This is a genomic window from Pigmentiphaga humi, from assembly GCF_900606115.1.
GTDB classification, from domain to species: Bacteria; Pseudomonadota; Gammaproteobacteria; order Burkholderiales; family Burkholderiaceae_B; genus Pigmentiphaga; species Pigmentiphaga humi.
The window spans coordinates 254,655-277,239 of record NZ_UWPJ01000005.1; the positions used below are offsets into that span (position 1 = coordinate 254,655).

The 22,585-nt window shown below is 68.8% G+C and carries 20 protein-coding genes, 1 pseudogene and 1 riboswitch; of the genes and pseudogenes, 7 read left to right on the forward strand and 14 right to left on the reverse strand.

What is annotated here, in order from left to right; genetic code table 11:
* Nucleotides 1-53 precede the first annotated feature (53 nt).
* Nucleotides 54-1,169, reverse strand: a pseudogene (locus tag PIGHUM_RS01530) (Bug family tripartite tricarboxylate transporter substrate binding protein).
* Between the two features lie 80 nt (nucleotides 1,170-1,249).
* Here PIGHUM_RS01530 and PIGHUM_RS01540 point away from each other — a divergent pair.
* The gene (locus PIGHUM_RS01540) at nucleotides 1,250-2,212 is read left to right on the forward strand and encodes a LysR family transcriptional regulator (RefSeq protein WP_124077481.1); all 963 of its coding nucleotides are present in this window, start codon (nucleotides 1,250-1,252) and stop codon (nucleotides 2,210-2,212) included.
* Here the strand turns inward: PIGHUM_RS01540 and PIGHUM_RS01545 are convergent.
* The 11 genes from PIGHUM_RS01545 to PIGHUM_RS01595 all read right to left on the reverse strand — a co-directional run bounded on the left by PIGHUM_RS01545 (nucleotide 2,175) and on the right by PIGHUM_RS01595 (nucleotide 14,034).
* A complete protein-coding gene (locus tag PIGHUM_RS01545; protein WP_124077482.1) occupies nucleotides 2,175-3,596 on the reverse strand; it encodes an amidase family protein in 1,422 nt (473 codons plus the stop codon). The two genes, PIGHUM_RS01540 and PIGHUM_RS01545, sit on opposite strands and share 38 nt — an antisense overlap.
* Before the next feature lie 12 nt (nucleotides 3,597-3,608).
* Nucleotides 3,609-4,661 carry a 2,5-dihydroxypyridine 5,6-dioxygenase NicX family protein gene (locus tag PIGHUM_RS01550; protein ID WP_124077483.1) on the reverse strand — a complete coding sequence of 351 codons (1,053 nt, stop codon included), beginning with the start codon at nucleotides 4,659-4,661 and terminating at the stop codon, nucleotides 3,609-3,611.
* A 6-nt stretch (nucleotides 4,662-4,667) separates the two neighbouring features.
* The gene (locus tag PIGHUM_RS01555) at nucleotides 4,668-5,672 is read right to left on the reverse strand and encodes a Bug family tripartite tricarboxylate transporter substrate binding protein (RefSeq protein ID WP_124077484.1); all 1,005 of its coding nucleotides are present in this window, start codon (nucleotides 5,670-5,672) and stop codon (nucleotides 4,668-4,670) included.
* 40 nt (nucleotides 5,673-5,712) lie between these two features.
* Nucleotides 5,713-6,462, reverse strand: coding sequence for an isochorismatase family protein (locus PIGHUM_RS01560; RefSeq protein WP_124077485.1), 750 nt, complete (start codon nucleotides 6,460-6,462; stop codon nucleotides 5,713-5,715).
* On the reverse strand, nucleotides 6,459-7,424 hold the full coding sequence (locus PIGHUM_RS01565) for a Bug family tripartite tricarboxylate transporter substrate binding protein (RefSeq protein WP_124077486.1): 966 nt from the start codon (nucleotides 7,422-7,424) through the stop codon (nucleotides 6,459-6,461). The genes PIGHUM_RS01560 and PIGHUM_RS01565 overlap by 4 nt, the downstream gene beginning before the upstream one ends.
* Before the next feature lie 69 nt (nucleotides 7,425-7,493).
* Nucleotides 7,494-8,603 carry an FAD-dependent oxidoreductase gene (locus PIGHUM_RS01570; RefSeq protein ID WP_124077487.1) on the reverse strand — a complete coding sequence of 370 codons (1,110 nt, stop codon included), beginning with the start codon at nucleotides 8,601-8,603 and terminating at the stop codon, nucleotides 7,494-7,496.
* 15 nt (nucleotides 8,604-8,618) lie between these two features.
* Nucleotides 8,619-9,599, reverse strand: a complete 981-nt coding sequence (locus PIGHUM_RS01575) for a Bug family tripartite tricarboxylate transporter substrate binding protein (protein ID WP_124077488.1) — start codon at nucleotides 9,597-9,599, stop codon at nucleotides 8,619-8,621.
* An 11-nt stretch (nucleotides 9,600-9,610) separates the two neighbouring features.
* On the reverse strand, nucleotides 9,611-10,126 hold the full coding sequence (locus PIGHUM_RS01580) for an SRPBCC family protein (RefSeq protein ID WP_124077489.1): 516 nt from the start codon (nucleotides 10,124-10,126) through the stop codon (nucleotides 9,611-9,613).
* A 71-nt stretch (nucleotides 10,127-10,197) separates the two neighbouring features.
* Nucleotides 10,198-10,761, reverse strand: a complete 564-nt coding sequence (locus PIGHUM_RS01585; RefSeq protein ID WP_124077490.1) for a (2Fe-2S)-binding protein — start codon at nucleotides 10,759-10,761, stop codon at nucleotides 10,198-10,200.
* Entirely contained in the window at nucleotides 10,754-13,141 is a 2,388-nt protein-coding gene (locus PIGHUM_RS01590) for a xanthine dehydrogenase family protein molybdopterin-binding subunit (RefSeq protein WP_124077491.1), read from the reverse strand. Before PIGHUM_RS01590 ends, PIGHUM_RS01585 begins: the two co-directional genes overlap by 8 nt.
* Nucleotides 13,141-14,034 carry an FAD binding domain-containing protein gene (locus PIGHUM_RS01595; RefSeq protein ID WP_124077492.1) on the reverse strand — a complete coding sequence of 298 codons (894 nt, stop codon included), beginning with the start codon at nucleotides 14,032-14,034 and terminating at the stop codon, nucleotides 13,141-13,143. The genes PIGHUM_RS01590 and PIGHUM_RS01595 overlap by 1 nt, the downstream gene beginning before the upstream one ends.
* A gap of 100 nt (nucleotides 14,035-14,134) precedes the next feature.
* On the opposite strand from PIGHUM_RS01595, the gene PIGHUM_RS01600 reads away from it, so the two are divergent.
* From PIGHUM_RS01600 to PIGHUM_RS01610, 3 genes are all read left to right on the forward strand, one after another.
* Nucleotides 14,135-14,587, forward strand: a complete 453-nt coding sequence (locus PIGHUM_RS01600; protein WP_124077493.1) for a MarR family winged helix-turn-helix transcriptional regulator — start codon at nucleotides 14,135-14,137, stop codon at nucleotides 14,585-14,587.
* 121 nt (nucleotides 14,588-14,708) lie between these two features.
* Nucleotides 14,709-16,244 (forward strand): YifB family Mg chelatase-like AAA ATPase, encoded by a 1,536-nt coding sequence (locus tag PIGHUM_RS01605; protein WP_124077494.1) that lies wholly within the window; start codon nucleotides 14,709-14,711, stop codon nucleotides 16,242-16,244.
* A gap of 369 nt (nucleotides 16,245-16,613) precedes the next feature.
* Nucleotides 16,614-17,519 carry an AEC family transporter gene (locus PIGHUM_RS01610; RefSeq protein WP_124077495.1) on the forward strand — a complete coding sequence of 302 codons (906 nt, stop codon included), beginning with the start codon at nucleotides 16,614-16,616 and terminating at the stop codon, nucleotides 17,517-17,519.
* A 39-nt stretch (nucleotides 17,520-17,558) separates the two neighbouring features.
* Here the strand turns inward: PIGHUM_RS01610 and PIGHUM_RS01615 are convergent, their stop codons facing one another.
* A complete protein-coding gene (locus PIGHUM_RS01615) occupies nucleotides 17,559-17,816 on the reverse strand; it encodes a YkgJ family cysteine cluster protein (protein WP_124077496.1) in 258 nt (85 codons plus the stop codon).
* Between the two features lie 3 nt (nucleotides 17,817-17,819).
* Entirely contained in the window at nucleotides 17,820-18,371 is a 552-nt protein-coding gene (locus PIGHUM_RS01620) for a hypothetical protein (protein ID WP_124077497.1), read from the reverse strand.
* Between the two features lie 191 nt (nucleotides 18,372-18,562).
* Between PIGHUM_RS01620 and PIGHUM_RS01625 the strand changes: the two genes are divergently transcribed.
* From PIGHUM_RS01625 to PIGHUM_RS01635, 3 genes are all read left to right on the forward strand, one after another.
* On the forward strand, nucleotides 18,563-19,402 hold the full coding sequence (locus PIGHUM_RS01625) for an alpha/beta hydrolase (RefSeq protein ID WP_246012859.1): 840 nt from the start codon (nucleotides 18,563-18,565) through the stop codon (nucleotides 19,400-19,402).
* 284 nt (nucleotides 19,403-19,686) lie between these two features.
* A complete protein-coding gene (rnk, locus tag PIGHUM_RS01630; RefSeq protein WP_124077498.1) occupies nucleotides 19,687-20,106 on the forward strand; it encodes a nucleoside diphosphate kinase regulator in 420 nt (139 codons plus the stop codon).
* 240 nt (nucleotides 20,107-20,346) lie between these two features.
* Nucleotides 20,347-20,594, forward strand: a riboswitch (cobalamin riboswitch).
* A 146-nt stretch (nucleotides 20,595-20,740) separates the two neighbouring features.
* Entirely contained in the window at nucleotides 20,741-22,585 is a 1,845-nt protein-coding gene (locus PIGHUM_RS01635) for a TonB-dependent receptor plug domain-containing protein (RefSeq protein WP_124077499.1), read from the forward strand.

The window sequence follows — 22,585 nt, forward strand, 5'->3', positions numbered from 1 at the left end:
TGCGCTGGAGCGGCATGCCGCGTCCCGTCCGGGAGGACGGCGCGGCATGCGGTTTACTGCAGCGTGTTCTTCGCCTGCTGCAGGATGGACGTGTATTGGGCGGTCTCGCGCGCCAGCAGCTCGCGCAGTTCGGCCGGCGTCGACGTCTTGACCTCCATGCCCTGGGCAGCCAGCGTCTCGATGATCTTGGGCGATTGGCCGGCCTTGAGCAGCGCCGCGTTCAAGCGCTCGACCACGGCGGGCGGCGTACCCGCCGGCGCCACGACGGCCTGCCAGGTCTGCGCCTCGAAACCCTTCAGGCCCGACTCGTCCACCGTCGGCACCTGCGGCGTGGCGGGCGAGCGCTTCAGCCCCGTCGTGGCAATCAGCACCAGCCGGCCGTCGGCCACGTGCTCCATGTTGCCGACCAGGGAGCTGAACATCACGTCCACGCGCCCCGCCAGGAGGTCGGCCATGGCTGGCCCCGTCCCCTTGTAGGGCACGTGCACCATCTTCAATCCGGCAGCCTTGGCGAACGCCTCGCCGGCCAGATGCTGGGCCGAACCGTTGCCCGAGGACGCGAAGTTCACCTTGCCGGGATTGGCCTTGGCATAGGCGATGAAATCTTTGACCGTGCGCAGCTTCAGGCCCGGCGTCACCAGGATGCCCAGCGACTGCACGGTGGCCTGGCCGACGGGCTGGAAATCCGCCACGGGATCTTAGGTCTTGGTGTCGTGCAGCAGCGGCGTGATCACGAAGGCATTGGTGCCGAACAGCAGCGTATAGCCGTCGGCGGGGGAACGTTTCACCGACTCCGTGCCGACCAGGGTGCCGCCGCCGGCGCGATTCTCCAGCACCACGGTCTGGCCGAGGCTCTCGGACATTTCCTGAGCGAACATGCGTCCGACGATGTCGGTCGCGCCGCCCGGGGCATAGGCCACCACCAGGCGCAGCGGATGCGTGGGGAACCCTTGCGCCTGGGCGCCGGCCCAGGGGGCCGCGGCGGCCAACGCCAGCGCGGCCACACCGAGGCGGCGGCGCAGGCGGACGGGCGTGCCCGCGGCTGGGCGGGTGGAAAGCGGGAAGAACTTGGCCATGCGGGTCTCCGGTATTTCCAGGCTGTGTACTTGGCCGCTTGCGAGACCAAGGCTGTGCCTTGTACATGGATGCGAAACAATGCTTGCCCGCATTATTCGTGCCGCCGACCCACCCAGCAAGAAGGCGGTGCTAAATTTGAAATTTCCTAAACAGAAACCTGCAAGGAGACGCCGTGGATCAGCTCAGTTGCCTGCGCATGTTCCTGGAAGTGGCCCGGCGCAATAGCTTTGCCGGCGCCGCCACGCACTTCGGCGTCTCGCGCGCCACCTGCACCAAGCAAGTGGCCTGGCTGGAACGATCGCTGGGCGTCAAACTGCTCAACCGCACCACCAAGCAGCTCGGCCTGACGCCGGCCGGCCTGCAAGTCCTGGAAAACGGCACCGAACTGCTGCAGCGCTTCGACGATCTGCGCGAATCGGTGCACGACCTGTCGCGCGACGTGGCGGGCGTCGTGCGCGTGGGCGTGCCCCCTGCCTTCGGCACGCAGCGCCTGCTGCCCGTCATCGGCGAGTTCCACGAGCGCTACCCCGACGTGCAGATCGCCCTGAGCCTGCTGACCGTGCGCAAGCAGGAAACCTTCGTCGAACAAGGGCTCGACGTGGGCATCATCATCGTGCCGGTGCTCAAGGATGCCAGCTTCATCGCCATCCCGCTGGCCGAAGCGCCCCAGGCCTTGATAGCCTCGCCCGCCTACCTGGAAAAGGAAGCGCCCATCCGGCATCCGCGCGACCTGCAGCGCTGCAAATGCCTGGTCAACTGGAACAAGGCCCCCACCGCGAACTGGAACTTCACCGGACCCGACGGCCCGGTCTCGGTAAGAGTGCAAGGGCCGCTGCGCTCGGACTTCGGCGACGCGCTCAAAGAGGCCGCGCTCGCGGGCATGGGAATCTCGATGCATCCCTACTACATGATCGCCGAGGAAATCGAACGCGGCGATCTGCGGGTCGTGCTGCCCGACTACGAGCCGTCCGGACTGGACGTCTATGCGATTTACTCTTCGCGCAAGAACCTGCCGCTGCGCGTGCAGGTGTTCCTGGATTTCCTGAAAGAATGGGCGAAGCGGCCGAAGTCGTGGAGCAAGGGCATGGGGTCGGGCGTCACGCCGCAGGAACGCGCAATGGCGGACGCGGGATAGCGCCCAGCCCGCGCTGCACCGCATGCGCGGCGCGCAGGACGAGGGCGTCCCGGCCGCGCTGGCCGACGATGTGCAGTCCGATCGGAAGTCCGTCGCGGGTCAGGCCTGCCGGAATGCTGATGGCCGGCTGCTGGGTCAGGTTGAACAAGGACGCGAACGGGGTCCACGCGCGCCGATTGGCATAGGGCTCGTAGTCCTCGGGATAGGAGCGCTCGGCCGGGAAGGCCGGCGCGGCGACCGTCGGCGTGACCAGCAGGTCGTAGTCCCGCGCGAACGCCAGCGAGCGGCGGCCCAGCGCCTGGCAGGCCTCGTGAGCCGACAGGTATTCGGCGAGCGAGACGTGCGGCGTCTCGTCGAGGATCTCCTGCAAGGCGGGCCCCAGGAGCCCGCGCTTGTCCGCGGGCAGCGTCCGCAGCGCATGCTGGTAGCCGGCTTTCAGCAGGACCAGGTAGGGGTCTATCGGGTCGGGGTAGCCCGGATGGGCCGGGGCGACCTCGGCCGCGCCCAGGCCGGGCAGCACCTCTGTCGCGATGGCCGCGATGCGGGCGGCGATCTCCGGATGCACCCTGGGCGCGAACCCGAGATCGGTGGTCCAGCCTATCCGCAGGCCCTCCAGCCCTCCCGACAGCGCCGCGACGTAATCGACGCCGTCGCCCGGCAAAGCCGAGGCGTCGCGCGCGTCGGGCTGGCAGATGACGTTCATCAGCAGCGCCGCATCGGCCGCCGAGCGGGCGAGGGGGCCGATGCAGGCCAGGCCGCCGGCCGCGCTGGGCGGATAGATCGGAACGCGGCTGCCGGTCGCCTTCATGCCGACCACGCCGGTCAACGCGGCGGGAATGCGGATGGAGCCGCCCGCGTCGGAACCGATGGCGAACGTGCAGAAACCGGCGCAGACGGCCGCGGCGGCGCCGCCGCTGGACCCGCCCGGCTGCATCCGCGTGTCCCAGGGATTGCGGGTAATACCCGTCAGCGGGCTGATCGTGACGGGCCCGGCGCCGAACTCCGGCATCGTGGTCAGCCCGAGGAACACCGCGCCGGCCTCCATGCAGCGGGCAACCGCCGGCGAGGTCTCGGCGACCGGCGCTTCCGGCGTCGTGCGGGATCCCCTGCGGAAGGGATGGCCGGCGACCATCATGTTGTCTTTGACGGCGAAGACGATGCCGTCGAGCGGCCCGCAAGGCTGTCCGGTCCGCCAGCGTGCCGCGCTGGCGCCCGCCGCGGCGCGCGCGCGCTCCACGTCCAGCGCCGTGAAGGCATTGATGTCCGCGTTGAAGTGTTCGATGCGGGCGATCTGGGCCTCCAGCACGTCCACCGGGCTCAGGGCGCCGGCCGCGAAAGCCGCCGTCAGCTCGCCTATCTCCAGATAGGCCGGGTCGCTGCTCATGCTCTACTCCTCCTATTGCGCCGTAGCGCCTGCGACGCGCTGGTCTTCGGGAATCACGTCGCCATCGACGACCATGGGCGCGCCGTCGACATAGAACGAACATCCCCGCATCGGAATATCCAGGTGTGCCGGCGTCCTGTGCTTCCCGGACGGGCCGGTGGAAAAAAGAAAGTTGCCGTAGAACGCCCGGGCTTCCATGCCTATGGTCGGATGCTTGTCGTACAGGCCCAGCGACGTCCAGCGGGCGCGCGGCTGCAGGCCCCATCCGAGGTGGGACACGCCGTACGCATTGGGGTCGCGGAATCCGTCCAGGTAGGACCGCAGGAAGTCGGCGTCGAGTCCCCCTTCGATGCGGGTGATGAAGCCGGCCTCGATGGTCAGCGCGATGGCGGTCTGCACGTACGACTTGAACGGCAGGATGATGTCGCCGGGCGCCAGCACCACGCGGCCGTGCGCGGTCTCGTCGTCGGTCAGCCGCGCCACGAAGCCGCTGGGCCAGTGGTCCCACCGGCCGGGCTCGTCGACGAAGCCGTATTCGGCCGTGATCGGATACTGGCCGATCCGGGCATGCAGATCCGTGCCGGCCGGCGACGTGACGCGCATCGTGGAGCCGGCGGCATAGGCCGCCTTGGCGGCCAGCACCCGGCGCCGGTCTTCCCGGGTCGGCACGATGCGGGCCAGCACTTCCGGCGCATCGTAGGCCAGCAGGATGCGGGTGCCGGACGCGAGCACCTCCTTCTGTCCCGGCGTGAACAACAGAAAAACGAAGTCCACCACCAGATCGGCGGCTTTCATGGCGGCCAGCGCCATGGGGTTGCGGTCGATCGGCGATTGTCCGCTGACCACGGTCGGATCGGAGCCGACCTCGAAGAGGTCCCAGTTGGGCTCGATGTCCAGCCGCGACACCGTCGCGCCCAGCGCGGCGGCGGCGCGCCCGGCGGCATCGATCAAAAGGGGATTGGAATTGGCGGAGGTGAGCAGCAGGACGTTCTGTCCCGGACCGACCTCGGACAGCTCGAGCACCTCGCGCCACATCGCTGTCGATCGGGTATCGCTTACCGGCATGTCTGGCTACTCCACGGCAATGTTATTGGTCCGGATGACGCCGCCCCACACCCGCGCTTCTTTCGCCATGACCGCCTGCAGCTCGGCCGGCGTGCTGCCCACGGGCTTGATGTCGATCCGGGCGAAATCGGCCTGCACGTCCTTGTCTTGCAAGGCTTGCCGGACCGCCCGCGCGAAACGCTGCACCGTCTCGTCCGGCGTCTTCGGCGGGGCGAGGAAGGCGAACCAGTTGCCGGTGGGTTCCAGGCCCGGATAGAAGTCCGACATGGGCGGAACGTCGGGCAGCGACGGATCGCGTTCCTTGCTGGTCACCGCCAGCGGGATCAGCTTGCCCGCCTTGACGTGCTCGATGGTCGAGGTCAGGCCGGTCGTCATCGAATCGACCTGCGTGCCCAGCAGGGCGCTCAACGCCGGCGCCGAGCCCTGGAAAGGGACGTGCAGGATATCGACGCCCGCCTCGGCGTTCAAGGCGGCCAGCAGCAGGTGCGAAGCCGTGCCCACGCCCATGGAGCCATACGACACCCGGCCCGGATTCTTTTTCGCATAGGCGATGTATTCCTGGAACGTGCGGGCGGGAAACGAATCCGGCACGAACAGCACGAAAGGACTGGTGGCGGTCAGGGAGACGGGAGCGAAGGAGGTATGGTCGAAACCCAGCTTCGGATACAGGAGCCTGTTGACGACCAGCGTCGCCGGCGCGGTGTAGAGCATCGTCAGGCCGTCGGCCGGCGCGCGCAGCACGTATTGCGCGCCGACGTTGCCGCCGGCGCCCGCGCGGTTCTCGATGAAGACCGGCTGCTTCAGTTCGCGCGAGATCAGCGGCGCCAGTTTGCGCGCGGTGTAGTCCAGGGTCGCGCCGGCCGGGAAGGGAACGATGATGCGGATGGGGTGTTCGGGACTCTGCGCGGCGGCGTCCGTCCCGATGCCCGCGCCGGCCCATGCCGCCGCGCAGCAGATCGCAGATACCAACGCGCGCAAGGCGCCGGGGGAAAACATCGGCTTGCTCATCATGATGGTCACTCCAAAGAAGCTGCCATGGCGATACGACGGTTCATGCACCGCCCCGCGGATCGGCCGTCGTCCGATCCGGAGGCTGCAGCCTGCCGATGGCCTCGGCCACGGTGACCACGTCGGCGAACATGCCGAACAGATTGGAAAGGCTGGCGTTGTGCTCGGCGTCGCTGCGCGTCGCGCAGCCGTCGGCCAGTATGGCGACCTTGTAGTTCAGCATCTGCGCATCGCGCGCGCTGGCCTCGCAGCAGACGTTGGTGGCCGTGCCCGCTATCAGCACGGTGTCGATGCCGCGGCCGGCCAGCCGCTCGTGCAGATCGCACGCCCCCTGGATGAACGCCGAGTAGCGGGACTTCGCCGCGCGCATGTCCTGCGGCTGGACGTCCAGTCCATGCCAGAGCTCATAGCCCGGGTTTCCCGGCGTCAGCGCATCGCTCCAGGCATCGAACACTTCTTCGCGCGCGAAGAAGTCCCGGTAGCGGGGCCAGGCCGCGGACACTTCGCGCGATCCGTTCATCTGCACCCAGCACACCGTTCCCCCGGCGCCCCGCAGCGCCTGGGCCAGGGCATTGATTCTCGGCACGAGAGGCAGGCAGTGCGGCGAATAGCCCGGCTGCCCCGCTTCGAGCCAGCAGTTCTGCATGTCCACGACCACCATTGCGGTACGGGCCGGAACGAAGTGCGGATAGATGGCGGCCTGCCCGCGCCGCTGCGCGATGCGCGCCGCGATCTCGGGAAACAGGTCGATGCGGTGATCGGGCATGTTGCCGGACGGTTGGGAGGAGTTCATTGCGGCGTTATCCCTGCTGCGTCGAAGACCTTCTTCCACATGCCGGCTTCGGCCTTGACGGATCGCTCGAACTCTTCCGGCCGGTTCGCCAGCGGAATGAAGCCGATGCCGGAGAGCCGGTCCCGCGTCGCCTGGCTGCGCACGATCGTCGCGGCATCGGCCTGCACTTTCTGCAGCACGGCGGGCGGCGTCTTCGCCGGCGCGACGATCGCATACCAGGCGTCCACGGTCATCCGCGGCAAGCCGGCCTCGGCGGCGGTGGGAACATCGCCGGCCGGCGCAAAGCGCGTGTCGCCGAGCACCATCAGCGGCTTGAGCCGGCCGGCGGCGCTATAGGTCAAGGCGGTCGTGGCGTCGAAGATCACTTCCGCATCCCCCGCCACCACGGCTTGCGTGGCCTGGGGCGCCGACTGATAGGGCACGTGGACCATCTTGATGCCGGTCTGCTGCATGAGCATTTCCCCCGCCAGGTGGGGGATGGTCCCGACGCCCGGCGAAGTGAAATTGAGTTTGCCGGGATTCTTGCGCGCGTACTCGACGAATTCCGCGACGCTGTTCACGGGCACCTTGGTCGAGACGAACATCAGGATGGGCCCCGACCCCAGCTGCGAAATGGGCGCGAGATCCGTCAGCGGCGCGAACGGCATCTGCTTGAACAGCAGCGGATTGAGCACCATCACGCCGGACGGAATGACCAGCAGCGTGTGGCCGTCGGGCAGGGCCCGGGCGACCCGGTCGCTGCCGATGTTCCCGCCGGCTCCCGCGCGGTTCTCCACGACGACCGGCTGCCCCCATGCCTTGGAAAGCCCTTCGGCGAGCACGCGCGCCACGGCATCCGTCGGGCCGCCCGCGCCATAGGGAACGACGATGGTCACCGGATGCGAAGGGTATTGCGCGAGCGCCGCACCGGAAAGGCACGTCATGGCGGCGATCGCGATGAACCTGATGAAGCGGGCAAGCATGGTGTCTCCCAATGCGCAGAACGAAGAAGAAAGCGTTCTTGATCGAAATGGCCGGCAACGACGCGCGCGTCACTCCAGTGCGACGGTCATCGCGTCGTAGCCGTACACCCAGTCGGCATCCATGTCTTTCTTGGTCCACTCGTTGGCGTGCGAATCGCGCTGGATCCGGGCGGTACGCGCATAGCGCGCCGACTCGTAGCGCTGGAAGGCGACGCCGGGATCGGGAAACTCGTCTATGCAGCGCGCGAGCACGACCGCGTCCTCGAACGCCATGCCGGCGCCCTGCCCCATGTGCGGCGTGGTCGGATGGCAGGCGTCGCCCAGCAGCACGGCGCGCCCACTGCTCCAGGGCGAGAACGGGTCGCGCTCGAGCATGGGCCAGCAGGTGATCTCGGTGGCGGCTTTCAGGACTTCCTGCACTTCCTCGTGGAAATCGCCGAAGGTCGCCAGCAGGTCGTCCACCGACGCCGGCCGCGGCTGGTAGTCGCCGTGGGTCCACGGCTGCGGGCTGCCCGTGACCAGGTTGATCTCGTCGCGCGCCTCGGTGGTGTAGTAGACCAGCACGTAGCGGTCCGGCGCCCACCACTTGGTGTTGTCGGCGGGACGCAGGTGCGAATTCCTGATGAGCGCGCGATAGGCGACCAGGCCGTGGTAGTCCGCCGGCGCAACGCCGAACAGGATCTCGCGCACGCGCGAATGCACGCCGTCGGCGCCGATCACGATGTCGGCCATCGCGCTGGCGCCATCCTCGAAATCCAGGTGCACCTCGTCGGGCTGCTGGGTCATCTGCGCCAGGCGGCGGCCGAACTGCACCGTCCCGGCCGGCAGCGTGCGGTACAGCACCTCCTGCAACGCGCCCCGATGGAAGGCCTGGAAAGGCGCGCCATAGCGTTCTTGCATCTCGGGCACCGGCACGGTGAACAGCAGCTCGCCGGTGTTCCAGGCCCTGCTGAATTTGAGCCGGGGCCGTATGCCCGCGGCCTGCATCTGCCGCTCGAGCCCGAGTTCCCGGAAGATGCGGGTGGAATTGGGCGCGATATTGATGCCGGCGCCCACCTTGTTGAGCCGTGGCGCCTGTTCGTAGACGGTGCAGGCATGCCCCGCGCGCTGCAGCATGGTCGCGGCGAGCAGGCCTCCCATGCCCGCGCCCACCACGGCGATCCGGTATTTCTTCGACATTGATCCTCCTTGACCTTACTCGAGACGGGTGCCCGTGGTTTCGATGAGATCTTTGTATTTCGCGACGTCATCGATCATGAACTGGCGGAACTGGGCGGGCGTGAGCGGCGGCGCGGCCTGCATGCCGTATTTGGCGAGCTGCTCGCGCACGTCGTCCGACCGCAGGGCCTTGACGACCTCGGCGTTCAACCTGGAGACCACGTCGGCAGGCGTGTTCTTGGGCGCGACCAAGCCGTACCAGAAGGTGGTCTGGAACTGGGGCAGCCCGGCCTGCGCGAAGGTGGGCGTGCCGGGCGCGCCTGTCAGCCGCTTGTCGCCGGTCACGGCCAGGCCGGCCAGCTTGCCCGCATTGATTTCCGGAATGATCGACCCGGCCGTGCCTGAAATGAGCAGGTCGATGTGCCCCGGCAGCACGTCGGCCAGGGCTTGGGAAACCCCCTTGTAGGGCACGTGGGTAAGTTTGATTCCCGCTTTCTCGGCCACCAGCTCCGTGGCCAGGTGGTGCACCGATCCGATTCCGGTCGAACCGTACGAGAAGCGCCCGGGCTGCGCCTTGGCCTTGGCGATCAGGTCCTGCAGGCTGGTGATCCCGGACGCCTTGCTGGCCACCAGGATCCAGTCGCCGCGGATCAATTGCGCCACGGGCGCAAAGTCGTTGATCGAATCGTAGGGCAGCTTCGCGTTCGCCACGGCATTGATCGAATGGGTATCGGTGATCAAGGCCATCGTGGTGCCGTCCGGCGCGGCCTTGGCGGCCGCATCGGTAGAGATGATCGAGCTGCCGCCCGGCTTGTTCTCGACGACCGCGACCGTGCCCAGCCCGGCGGCCAGCTTGCTGGCGATCAGGCGGGCAATCAGGTCGGCGCCGCCGCCGGGCGGATTGGGCACGAAGATGCGGATCGGCTTGTTGGAGAAGTCCTGGGCGAGCGCCGCGCCGCAGAGCAGCATGCCGGACGCCAGCGCAATAAAGCTTCGTTTGAACCGGTAGACGTTCATGATGAGCCCTATCAGAGATCGGGAGAGCGGCCGCCCTGCCCTTCGGAAATTCCCGCTGCCGCCGCGCCGCTCGCGGCGTCCGGCGCGGGTCCCAGAATCGAACGGAAATTCGCGAAGAACTGCTCGGTGTACTTGCGCGCGGTGCTGTCGATGAGGCGGGCGCCGAGCTGGGCGATCTTGCCGCCTATGTTCATTTCCGCCTGGTAGCGCATCAGGGTCTCGCCGGCCGATACCGGCTGCAATCCGATGCGGGCCGAACCCTGGGCGAAGCCGGCCACGCCGCCGACGCCCTCGCCGCTGATCACATAGCCCGACGGCGCCTCGATCTCGGACAGGGCCACCTTGGCCTTGAAGCGAACCTTCATCGGCCCGATCTTGATTTCCACGACCGCGTCGAAGCCGTCTTCGCCAGTGCGGACCAGCTCCGCGCACCCCGGCAAGGCGCGCCTGAGCACCTCGGGATCGTTGAGCGCCGCCCACACCGCGTCCTGTGCGGCGGGCAGCCGCTGTTCGTCTTCCATCTGCATGTTCGATTGCCTTTGCTTGCAGTGCGTCCCGCTCCAGCCGGGACCATTCCCTCGGCGCCGCCGAGGACGGATCAGCGGTCCGGCCGCAGCCGCGCAGCCGCGTCCAGCACGGCCGCGACGATGTTGATGTAGCCCGTGCAGCGGCACAGATTGCCGTCCAGCGCGGCACGCACCTCGTCGGCGCTCGGGTCGGGATTGCGCCGCAGCAGCTCGGCCGCCACGGCGAGAAAACCGGGGGTACAGAAGCCGCACTGCAGCGCGTGGCGGCGCTTGAACGCCTCTTGCAGCGCATCGAGTTCTGCCCCGGCGGCCATGCCCTCGACCGTGCCTATATCGCAGCCCGCGGCCTGGACGGCGAACATCAGGCAGCTGCGCGCGGTCGCGCCGTCGACCATGACGGTGCACGCCCCGCAGACGCCATGCTCGCAGCCGATGTGCGTGCCGGTGAGCCCGGCGTGATGGCGCAGGAAATCCGCCAGCAGCAGGCGGCAGGGCACGGTGCGGGTCACTTCGCGTCCGTTGATCCGCAGCGTGACGGTGGCTTCGCCGGCCGGGTCGTTCTGCTGCCGTGCCGCGGCATTCGCCTCGGGGCAAGACGCATCCACCGGGTCGCATACGTGTACGTGTTCACTCATTGCCTGCCTCCGCGGCGCGCCGGCCTTCCGCCTGCCTGATGAGGCCGCTCAAGGTCGCCGGGTCCAAGGGCAGCTGGGCGGGCCTCACGCCCAGCGCCGACAAGGCATCGGCAATCGCATTGGCCAAGGCGGGCACGGCGCCTATCGTGCCGCTCTCGCCCACTCCCTTGAACACCTTTCCGCCTTCCTCGGAATGCATGGGCTCGATGACCATGCCGCGCAGCGCGCTGGCACGCGGCAGGTGGTAGTCCAGCAGGCTCACGCTCAGCGGCGTGCCGTCCCGGGCATACGAAAACTGCTCCTGCAGGACCTCGCCTATGCCTTGCACGACCGCTCCCTGGATCTGGCCGTCGACCATGACCGGATTGATCATGCGGCCGCAATCGTGGATGACGACGTAGTCGTCGATCTCCACCGTACCGGTGTCCAGGTCGACCCGCACCGTCACGGCGTGGACCCCGCTGGCCAGGCGGATTCCGGGAATATCGTGCTCGGCCTCGACGCTGCAGGGAATTCCCGGCTGCTCCCGGTCGTGCCGGCGGGCCAGTTCGGCGAAGTCGACCGCGCAGGCCGGGTTGTCGATGCGGCGCGCCAGGCCGTCGGCGAATTCGAGCTGCTCCGGCCCGCATTCGAGTGCGCGCGCGGCGAGCGCGGCCAGCCGCTGCTTCAATACCGAGGCGGCCTCGAACACCGCGCCGCCCGTCAGCACCATGCCGCGGCTGGCGAAGGTGCCGGTGCCCGACGGCGTGCGGCTGGTGTCGCCCGCGACGATGCGCACGTCCGCCAGCGGCAAGGCCAGGACATCGGCCGCGATCTGCGCGAAAGCCGTCTGGTGCCCTTGCCCCTGCGACACCTGGCTGACGAAGACCGTCACCATGCCGTCCCGTTCCAGCGCGACGCGCGCGCCTTCGTGGCCGGAGATGCGCAGCAGGCCGCGAGCCTTGTAGCGCGCGCGGCCCATGCCGGTCTGCTCGGTGAAGACGGCCAGGCCCAGGCCCCGGCGTACCCGCGCCGCGGGCGGCTGGGCCGCCTGCATGGCGCGGAATCCCACGTAATCGATCAATTCCAGAGCGCGGTCGAGGGCGGGTACGAAGCACCCGTCGTCGTAGGTCAGGCCCATCGCATTGACATAGGGAAAGTCGGTCACCAGGTTGCGGCGCCGCACTTCGGCAGGGTCCATGCCCAGCCGCGCGGCGATGCGCTCCATCAGCCCTTCCATGACGAAGCAGGCCAGGGGCGCGGCCACGCCGCGATAGGCGCCGATGCCGCAGGTATTGCTCAGCACCGCCTGCGTCTCGTAGCGGAAATTGCGCAGCGCGTAGGGGCCCGGAATATTGCGGGGCGCGCCGTTGGCCTCCAGGCTGGATCCGAACGGCAGCATGGGATACGCGCCCACGTTGACGGCCAGGTCCACGTCGACGCTGAGCAGCCGCCCCTGCTCGTCGAATCCGGCCTCGACGCGATAGCGGTGGTCGCGCGCCTGCGACGTGGTGAGCAGGTCGTCGTAGCGGTCCTGCACCCATTTGACGGGTTGCCCGAGCAGTATGGCCGCCGCGGCAACGGCGATCTCGTCCGGATAGACCGTCGTCTTGCCGCCGAAGCCTCCGCCCACGTCGGGCACGAGGACCGTGACGTGCGCTTCATCCATGGCCAGATGCTCGGCCAGGCAGGTGCGCAGGATATGCGGCACCTGGGTCGACGACCAGAAGCGCAGATGACCGGACGCCGCATCGTAGTGCGCGATGCAGCCGCGCGGCTCCATGGATACGCAGGCGATGCGGCCCGTGCGGAACTCTTCCCGCAGATGCAGCGGCGCCGCGCGGTGCGCCGCTTCGAAACCGTCCGTGGCGAAACCGGACTGGAAGACACGGTTGCCGGCTGCGGCGTCGTGGACCAGCGGCGCGCCCTCTGCCAGCGCATCGTCTATCCATGCGATTGCGGGCAGCGGATCGAGGTCGGCCTGGACCAGCTCGCTGGCGTCCAGGGCCTCGTAGGGGTCCCGGGCCACGCACAGCGCGATGCTGTCGCCCACGAAACGGACTTTGTCCCGCACGAGCACGTCTCGCCGCGTCCGCGCATAGCCCGGCTGAACCATATCCGCATATACCGGCAGGACCCGTTCCGCCAGGTCCTGCCCGGTCAGCACCGCAACGACGCCGGGCAGTTCCAGCGCGGCGGAGACGTCGACCGTTCCCAGACGCGCATGCGGATGGGCGCTGCGTACGAAACAGGCATGCAGCAGCGGCAGGCCGTCGATGCTCCGGATGTCGTCGAGAAAGCAGCCCGCCCCCGTCAGGAGACGATCGTCCTCCACCCTGGCGGCGGCGTCGCCGATGCGGCCGGCCTGGTCATTGCCGAGGGAGACGGGGTGGCTCGACATCAGTGTTCCACCATGCTTGTGCCGGCGCCTTCCGGCGGACGGCACAGATCCGGCAGCGACCGGGCCACCAGCGCGGCCGCGGCGTGCAATTTGTAGGCCGTGGCCGCATCCTGCGGGTCGGCGCCGAACTGCGCCATGTCTTCGGCCAGCCAGGCGCGGATGTCCGCGAGGTCGGGCTGCGGATGGCTGGACAGGCCGTGTTCGAGGCCGGGCAGGCGCACGGCGACCGAATCGAACCCCAGGCCGCAGGCCGCGACCTCGGCGAGCGGCTCGGCCTCGCCGGCCGGGATGGCCGCGAGCGCGATGGCGACCGCCGCGGCTCCGGCGGGGTGGTCGCTCAGCTTCCCGTAGGCATAGCGGCGCCCGGGCTTGCAAGCGATGGCAAAGCCGTACAGCAGTTCGTCGGGTTCGAGCGCGGTGGTGAACTGCGCGATGAAGAACTCCTGAGCCGCCACGATCCGGTGGCCCGACGGCCCGAGCACGTCCAGTTCGGCGTCCAGGCACAGCGCCGCGCAGACCAGGTCGGCCGCCGGATAGCAATTGGCGAGCATGCCGCCCACCGTACCGCGGTTGCGGACCGGGACCGGGCCGGCATTGCCGAGCGCCAGGCAGATCAGCGGGCACATGGCCCGGACAGTATCGTCGCGTTCGGCCACGCCCTGGCGGGTCATCGCTCCGATCTCCAGGCGTTCGCCGTCGCGGCGGATGAAAGCCAGCTCGCCGCATCCGCCCAGGTCGACCAGCACCTCGGGCCGGGCGATGCGAAAATTCATCATGGGCACCAGGCTCTGGCCGCCCGCCAGCACCCTCGCAGAATCCGCATAGCGCTGCAGCAGCGTCACGGCCTCGTGCGCGCTGGCGGGTCTGGCATATAGGAAGGGCGTCGGCTTCATGGCGAAATAATACAATGTACACGTTCAATTTTAATGCTCGTTTACCCCTAATGATAGAATTTAAGTCAACGTATACATCCAAATAAAGAGACAAGAAACGATGAGCACGGAATTCGAGCTGCACAAGCAGGTGGGGCATTTGCTGCGCAAGGCGGTCCAGAAGAACCAGGCGATCTACAGCCGTCTGTGCGTGGACCCGCGCATGACCTCGGTACAGTTCGCGGTGATGTATGTCCTGGAAAAGCACGGCCCATGCTCGCTGGCACTGATCGGCCGCCATGCCACCATCGACGCGGCCACCACGCGCGACGTGGTCAAGCGGCTGGAAGCGCGGGGGCTGGTCGCCGCGCGCCAAGATCCGGAAGACAAGCGCAAAGCCATCGTGACGCTGGAGCCCGACGGCCAGGAACTGGTCAACGCCATGCGCCCGCGCTCTCAGCGCGTCGCGGAATTGACCATGGAAGGACTGACCCCGGCCGAACAGGTGGCGCTGGTCTACCTGCTGGAGAAAATCACGGCCGCGCCGCCGGATCTCGACGCGCTGACGGACTGAGCGGGCAACCGCCGGGCGGCCGCCTTTTTCTAGCCGCGGCTATGAGCATTTGGTCCCAGCCGGGCCACCCGCGGGCTTCCGGGCACGCCATACTGGCGCGGTTGCCCGCCATCCGCCCACCATGACCCTGGCCGTTCTCTCCAGCTGCGCCCTGACCGGCATCGAAGCGCCTCCGGTGCGCGTCGAAGTCCACCTCGGTTCCGGCCTGCCCGCGTTCACCGTGGTCGGCCTGGCCGACACGGAAGTCCGCGAGAGCCGCGAACGCGTACGGGCCGCGCTGCTCAGCAGCGGCTTCGAGTTTCCCGCGGGCCGGCTCACCGTCAATCTCGCGCCCGCCGACCTGCCCAAGGAATCCGGGCGCTTCGACTTGCCCATCGCCATCGGCGTGCTGCTCGCGTCGGGGCAGATCGCCATGCCGTCGCTGATGCAGCGCAAGCCCGACGCCAGCGGTCCGCCGATGCTCGAACGGCTGGTGCTGGCCGGCGAACTGTCGCTCACCGGCGCGCTGGTGCCCATCGCCGGCGCCCTGGCCATCGCACTGTCGGTATCGCGCCGCCGGCCGGATGCCGCGCTGCTGCTGCCCGTCGACAGCGCGCGCCAGGCCGCCCAGGTACCGGGCCTGCGCGTGCTCGGCGCCACCACGCTGCAGGACGTGGTCGCCGGCCTCGAAGAGAAACTCGACCTGGGCGTGGCGGCTCCGCCCGCATCCGCGCGAGGCCCCGAGCTGCTCTGCCTGTCCGAGGTGCGCGGCCAGGCGCAGGCCCGGCGCGCGCTCGAAGTCGCGGCGGCCGGCGGCCACAACATGCTGCTGGCCGGGCCGCCCGGATCGGGCAAGAGCATGCTGGCGCAGCGCCTGCCCGGCCTGCTGCCGCCACTGGACCGCGACAGCGCCCTCGAAGCCGCCGCCATCGCGGGGCTGGCCGGCGGCGCCCCGCCGGCCTTCGGCCTGCGCCCGTTCCGCGCGCCGCATCACTCCATCTCCAGCGCCGCCCTGGTCGGCGGCGGCACGCGTCCACGCCCCGGCGAAATCACCTTCGCGCACCTGGGCGTATTGTTCCTGGACGAACTGCCCGAGTTCGGACGCCACGTACTCGACATGCTGCGCGAACCCATGGAAACCGGCCACGTCGCCATCGCGCGCGCCATGCACCGCACCACGTATCCGGCGCGCTTCCAGCTCGTGGCCGCGATGAATCCCTGCAAGTGCGGCTGGCGCGGCAGCAACGTACGCGCCTGCACCTGCACGCCGGACCAGGTCGCGGCATACCGGAGCCGCATCTCCGGTCCCCTGCTCGACCGCATCGACCTGCAAGTGGACGTGCCGGCACCGGGAGACGACTGGACCGAACTCCCCGCGGGCGAACCCAGCACCGCCATCCGTCCGCGCATCGCCGCGGCCCTCGCCGCGCAGCATCGTCGCCAGGGCTGCTGCAATGCCCTGCTGCCGACGCGCGGCATCGACGAACACTGCCAGCCGGACGAAGCCGCCAGGGCCTTGTGGAAAGACGCGATGCGCCGCTTCGCCTGGTCGGCCCGCGCCGCGCACAGAGTGCTCAAGATCGCGCGCACGCTGGCGGATCTGGAGGCCGCTCCCGATATCGGCGTCGCGCATATGGCGGAGGCCATCCAGTATCGGCGGCCGCTGGCGGAGAGGTGACCCGTGCGAACGCCGCATCGATGCTGACGCATGCGCGTTTTCGGCCGATTTCGGAACATTGAACCCAGCCAACTTAATCACTACGATTGAATATGACTCATTGCCCCTCGCCCATGCGCTGGAAAGCACCATGCCCAAGGCTGATACCCGCGGCTCTGGCATACGAAGGAAAAGCGTCCATAGTCCAGCCCGCATCGTTTCACGATATCCTAGGGGCTTGCCCAGATGGCGGCGGCGCGCACGCCCAGCCGCAGTCCAGATCCGCTCCATGCCCACGTCCGATTCCGGCGGCAACGCCGCCGCCACCGTTATCTTTCCGCCGACCCCGATCCGCCTCCTTCTTCCCCGCGCCGCGCCGAGGATGCCGTAATGGGCGTCTTCCACATCTACTTCACCATACTCAGCCTGCTGGCTCCGCTCATGGTCGTGATCGGCGTCGGCACCGCCTGGGGCAAAATGGGCCATCCTTTTCCGGCCCAGTTCATCACGGTGCTGGCCACCAACGTCACCACGCCGGCGCTGGTCTTCTACACCCTGGTCACCACACGCCTGAGCAATGAGATCATGGCCACGGTTGCCAGCGCGACGGTGCTGTCGCTGGCGCTCTGCATGGCCATCTCCGCCGCGGCGCTCAAGCTGTGCAAGCTGCCGGTGCGCAAACTGCTGCAGACCACGACGTTTCCCAACGCCGGCAACCTCGGCCTGCCGGTCACCCAACTGGCCTTCGGCGACTCCGGGCTGACCACGTCGATCGCGTTCTTCGCGGTCTGTTCCTTCATCCAGCACACGCTGGGCGTGCGCACGCTGCCCAGCGCCAGCGGCATGCCCGCGCCGTGGAAAAGCCCGATCCTGATCGCTTCGCTGGCGGCCGTGGCCTGCCGGTTGCTGGGCTATGCGCCGCCGCAATGGATCATGGAATCGGCGCAGCTCCTGGGCAGCATGACCGTTCCGCTGATGCTGCTGGGCCTGGGCCACGCGCTGGCGCTGATCCCGGCCTCGGGCCTGCGGCTGGGCGCCCTGATCAGCGCCATGCGGCTGGTGTTCGGGCTGGCCAGCGGCGCCGCGGCGGCCTGGCTGGTGGGGCTGCCCGCCGACATGATCGGCAATATCGCGCTGCAGATGGGCATGCCCTGCGCGGTGGTCAGCTATATGTACGCGCGGCGTTATACCGACATGGGCGATGCCGCGGCCGGCGCCGTGCTGATTTCGACGGCGGTCTTCCTGGTGATCGCGCCATTCCTGCTGTGGCTGCTGGGTTCGCCGGTGGCCGGTTGAACCTGCCGCCGGCATGCGGGGCGGGAAGGCATGCCCCGTTCACTCCGGCCGCGTTGCCCGCTCCAGATGCGTCAGCCACCGCATGGCATGCTCGCGGCTGTCGCCGCACATGTCCATGCTGGGCGCCAGCGAACCGCACACCGCCGGCCGCGCCGGATCGCCGAAGATCCGGCAACGCTCGTGTTCGTCCAATTGGGCGCAGCGCACGCCCGCAGGCTTGCCGGACGGCATGCCGGGTATCGGACTGGAAATGGACGGAGCGGTGCAGCAGGCCCCGCAGCGGGCACGGCACTCCATGCGTCAATCGGCCCGCACCGACTGCATGAAGTTTTCTGCAACCTCGCGCGGCAGTTCGTCTTCGCGGCCCAGCGCGACGACTTCGATCAGCCGGTCGCCCAGCAAATACACCCGCCCGAGCAGCCAGGACGGCGTGGCAGCCACGGTGCCGTGGATCTCCAGCTCGACCGCGCGCGACAGCTTGCGCGTATCCGACTGCGCCTGCTTGAGCCGCACATCCTTGCGCTGGCTGAGCGTGCCTTGCAGGTTGGCGCGCAGCACTTCCTCGAACGCATCGGCCACCTTGGCCAGTTCGGCGGGATCGGCCAGGATGGCCTCGGGCAGCACGACGTGGCCGACGGCGAAGATGGAGCTGTCCACCGGCGCGATCTCGAACACCAGCGGCAGGGTATGGCCGGCTACCACCACGTCGCGCGCGTCAGGCCGGGGCTTGGCGGGAAAGGTGACACGGACGGCGCCGTCGGCCGCGGGCATCTCGCGCCAGTCGTACTTGGGCGAACAGGCAGCCAGGCCGGTCAGGCACAGGAGCAGGAAGAATCGGGACAGCGCATTCATAGAGGCATTTTTCCTGGCATTCGACGGCGTGTTCTAGGGTTCCATTGTGATCGCCGGTGCGCGCGGCCCCTGCGCACCGCGGGATTCCGCGACAAAACGGTACAAGCAGTTACACCCGTCCGCCGCGCCCGAGCCCGGACACTGGGCGACAATCGACGCTACGATCGACCACCCCCGATACAGGAGCCGAATTGTCGCTGATTTCCATGACGACCGCTCCCGACGGCACGCAACTCGCGGCGTACCGATGGGACGCGCCCCGCCCCCCAGGCTTGCGGCCGGCCTACCTGCTGCACGGCCTGGGCGAGCATGCCGGCCGCTACGAGGGCCTGGCGCGCTGGCTGGCGGCGCGGGGATGGTCGGCGGCAGCGCACGATCACCGGGGCCATGGGCGCTCGGCCGGCAAGCGCGGCGCGCTGCGCACCCAGGACGACCTGGTCGTGGATGCGGAACATCGGCTGGGCGAATATCTGCAGGAAACCGGCGCGCCGCCGCTGTTGATCGGCCACGGGCTGGGCGGCCTGGTCGCCGCGCGCGTGGCGCTGCGCGGCCGCGCGCCGCTGGCCGGGCTGGCGTTGTCTTCGCCCGCGTTCGGCATGACGCTGCCGGCCCGGCAGCGCTGGCTGCTCGACGTACTGGGCAGCCATGCGCCCAACCTGCGCGTGCGCAGCCGCCTGAAGCTGGACAAGCTCACGCACGAACAGGCCGTGGTCGATGCCTATGCCCAGGACCCCCTGGTGCACGACCGCGTCAGCGCGCGCCTGATGCGCTTCATCGCCGAGGCGGGCGAGCAGTCCATCGCCGAAGCCTCCCGGCTCGCGCCGCGTACGCTCTTGATGGTCGCGGGCGCCGACACGGTCGTCCCGCCTGCCGGCAGCCGCCGCTTTGCCGACCATGCCGCCCCGGGCAAGCTCGCGCTGCGCTGGTACCACCAGGCCTTTCACGATGTACTGCACGAAGCGCCCGAACTGGCCACGCCGGTATACGCCGACTTCGATGCCTGGCTGGCCACGCTGTCCGAGGGAGTTTGAAGCTTTCCGCCAGGTTGGGCTATCCTAGTCTTATGGAACGCCAACGGCGTGCCTTTCCGGCACCCTCTTCTTCGCATCGATCCTGCCCGGCGCGCACGCTTGCGCGCCAGGGCATCGTGCGCGCGTCCATTCAGCGCACCGCCCGCACGGCCTTCCACGGCTGAGCCCGGCGATCCCCACCCCTCCCCATCGCGCCTTTCCGCGCTTGATCGCCGGGCCTTCCCACCGAACTTGATCCGCGTCGCCCGCCTTGTGGCGCCGCATCGTTTTTCCAGGAGACAGGCATGCAAACTGCCAGCCCCGAATACATTACCGTCAGCGAACTGGACTATGTCCGTCTCACGGGCCTGCTCAGCCGGCTGGACCGCGATCCTCCGCCCGGCACCACCCAGGCCCACGTCGCCCAGGCCCTGGACCAGGCCGACCAGCTCGAGCCGAGCGAAATGCCGGCCGACGTCGTCACCATGCACACCCGCGTCGAAGTCCAGGACGAAACCGGCACGCGGCTGCTCACGCTGTGCTACCCCCACGAGGCCGATGCCGCGCAGGGGCTGGTGTCGGTCTTCTCGCCGCTGGGCGCAGCCCTGCTGGGCGTCCGCGTGCCCGGCACGATCAGCTGGACGCCGCCGGACGGCGAACGCCGCGAATTGCGCGCCACGCGCATCGACTACCAGCCCGAGGCCAATGGCGATTACACCGTATAAAGGGAAGACCAGGGAAGCCCACCAAGGGGAAGCCCACCCCCTACCCGCTTGCGCGGGCCCCCTCGAGGGGGCGGCACTGGCGGACCGGCGGAGCCGGATCCGCTGTGCCCTGGGTCTAGATCCAACGTGCTTCGTCGGCTCGAACTGTTCTGCGGGTTCAACGCGGCCGTTATGCAACATATACGAATGTTTTTGCGGCGCTGCGCGGCCTGAGCGGGCGGCAAGCGCGGTGCAGCGTGCTAGAGTAGCCGCCGAGTCGGTGCTTGACAGTTAAACGGGAAACAGGAGGACCCTTTCAAGGGATCTAACCTGTGCTGCCCCCGCAACGGTAAGCCTCCGTCGCCGCCGGTAGTCCCCCGGACGCCGCCGCGACAGCCGCATCGATCCCACTGTGCCTGGTCCGCCGCATCCTCCGGCGGGCTTGCGCATGGGAAGGGGATGCGGCCATGGATGCCAGCCCGGATACCGGCCGGCTCGATGGTCCTTCCGGACCAACCATGGGGGAAGCGCCGCGGCGGGCGGCGAACCAAGATTTCGAGCCTGGACGGCATGCGCGCGGCGCATGCCGGTGCGACGCTTCCCGATTCGCAAGCCGACGCGCGGGGATCCGCGTCACCGAACCGACACAGGCATCATGTCATCCAGTCTCATTTCCCGGCGCCTGGCAGGCGCCGCCGGCGCGCTGCTGTGCGCCGCCCAAGCCCACGCCCAGGCACCTGCCGCCGCCACGCTGGCACCCGTCACCGTGACGGCCGCGCGCGTGGAACAGCCCCTGTCCAGCGCGCTGGGCGACGTCACCGTCATCGACAGCGACACCCTCGAACGCGCCGGCCAGAGCAGCCTGGCCGAATTGCTGCAACGCCAGTACGGCGTGGAAATCGGCAGCAACGGCGGGCCGCAGACCACCACCAGCGTATTCGTCCGCGGCGCCAACAGCCGCCATACCCTGGTGCTGATCGACGGCGTGCGCGTAGGCTCGACCACCTCGGGCGCGATGAGCCTGAACGGCGTCGACCCGTCCAGCCTCCAACGCATCGAGATCCTGCGCGGCGCGGCCAGCAGCATCTACGGCGCCGACGCCATCGGCGGCGTGATCAACCTCATCACCAAACGCGAGACCGACCGCCCGCTGGCCATCGGCGCCTCGATCGGCGCGGGCAGCCACGATACCTACTCGGCCAACGTGACCCTGGACGGCAGCCAGGGCATGTGGAGCTACGGCCTGCAATACGGCCGGTCCAAGAGCCGCGGCCAGAACACCACCTGGCCCGACAGCTTCGTCTATTCGGCCGACCGCGACGGCTACGAGCAAGAGAACGCCAGCGCCCGCCTGGGGCTGAACTGGGCCGCCGGCCATCGCGTCGAAGCCAGCGTCTACCATTCGCGCATCAACGGCCAGTACGACAACGGCTCGCCGTTCGACTCGCACGCCGTGACGCGCGTACAGGCCACCACGCTCTCGAGCGTCGACCGCCTGACCGACGCCTGGACCAGCACCCTGCGCTTCGGGCGCACCGTGGACGACTACCGCGATCTGGCCAGCCCCGGCTCCGCTTCGCGCGCCCGCACCCGCCAGGACCTGTTCACCTGGCAGAACGACTTGAAACTCGCGGCAGGCCAGAACCTGTCGCTGATCGCCGAACACCTGCGCGAAGAAGTGCTCGCCAGCTCGCTGGGCGGCAGCTACCCCGACGGCCGCCGCACCAATTCGGCCGGCGCCATCTACCGCGGCGACTTCGGCGCCCACCACGTCCAGGCCAACCTGCGCTTCGACCACAACTCGCAATACGGCAGCCGGACCTCCGGCGGCCTGAACTACGCCTACGACCTGGCCCCCGGCTGGCAGGCCACCGCCGGCGCCCACACGGCCTTCCGCGCCCCCACCTACAACGACTTGTACGGCTGGGGCGCCAACCCCGACCTGCGCCCCGAGAAAGCGCGCAACGTCGAAGCCGGCCTGCGCTACGACCGGAACGGCACCCAGGCCTCGCTCGTCGCCTACCGCAACCGCATCAGCGATCTCATCGTCTGGGTGGACGACGGCACGGGCAACTGGACCGGCACCAACACCAACGTCGACAAGGCCATCCTCAAGGGCCTGACCCTGAGCGCGGCGCAGCAGTTCGGCGCCACCAGCCTGCGCGCCAGCGCCGACTGGCAGGATCCGCGCGACGCCCGGACCGGCGAGCAGCTGGCGCGCCGGGCCCGGGGCACCCTGCGGCTCGCCGCGGACCATCGCCTCGGACCGTGGCTGCTCGGCGCCGAATGGCTGGCGACCACCCCGCGCGTGGACTACGCCGGCGCGGTCGGCAGGCTGGGCGGCTACAGCCTGCTCAACCTGACCGCGGCCTACGACATCGATCGGCACACGCAAGTGCAGGTACGCTTGAACAATGCCTTCAACAAGCGCTATGAACTGGCGGGCGGCTTCGCGCCTCCGGGCTCGACGGTCTTCGTCAGCCTCAACTACCGTCCTTGA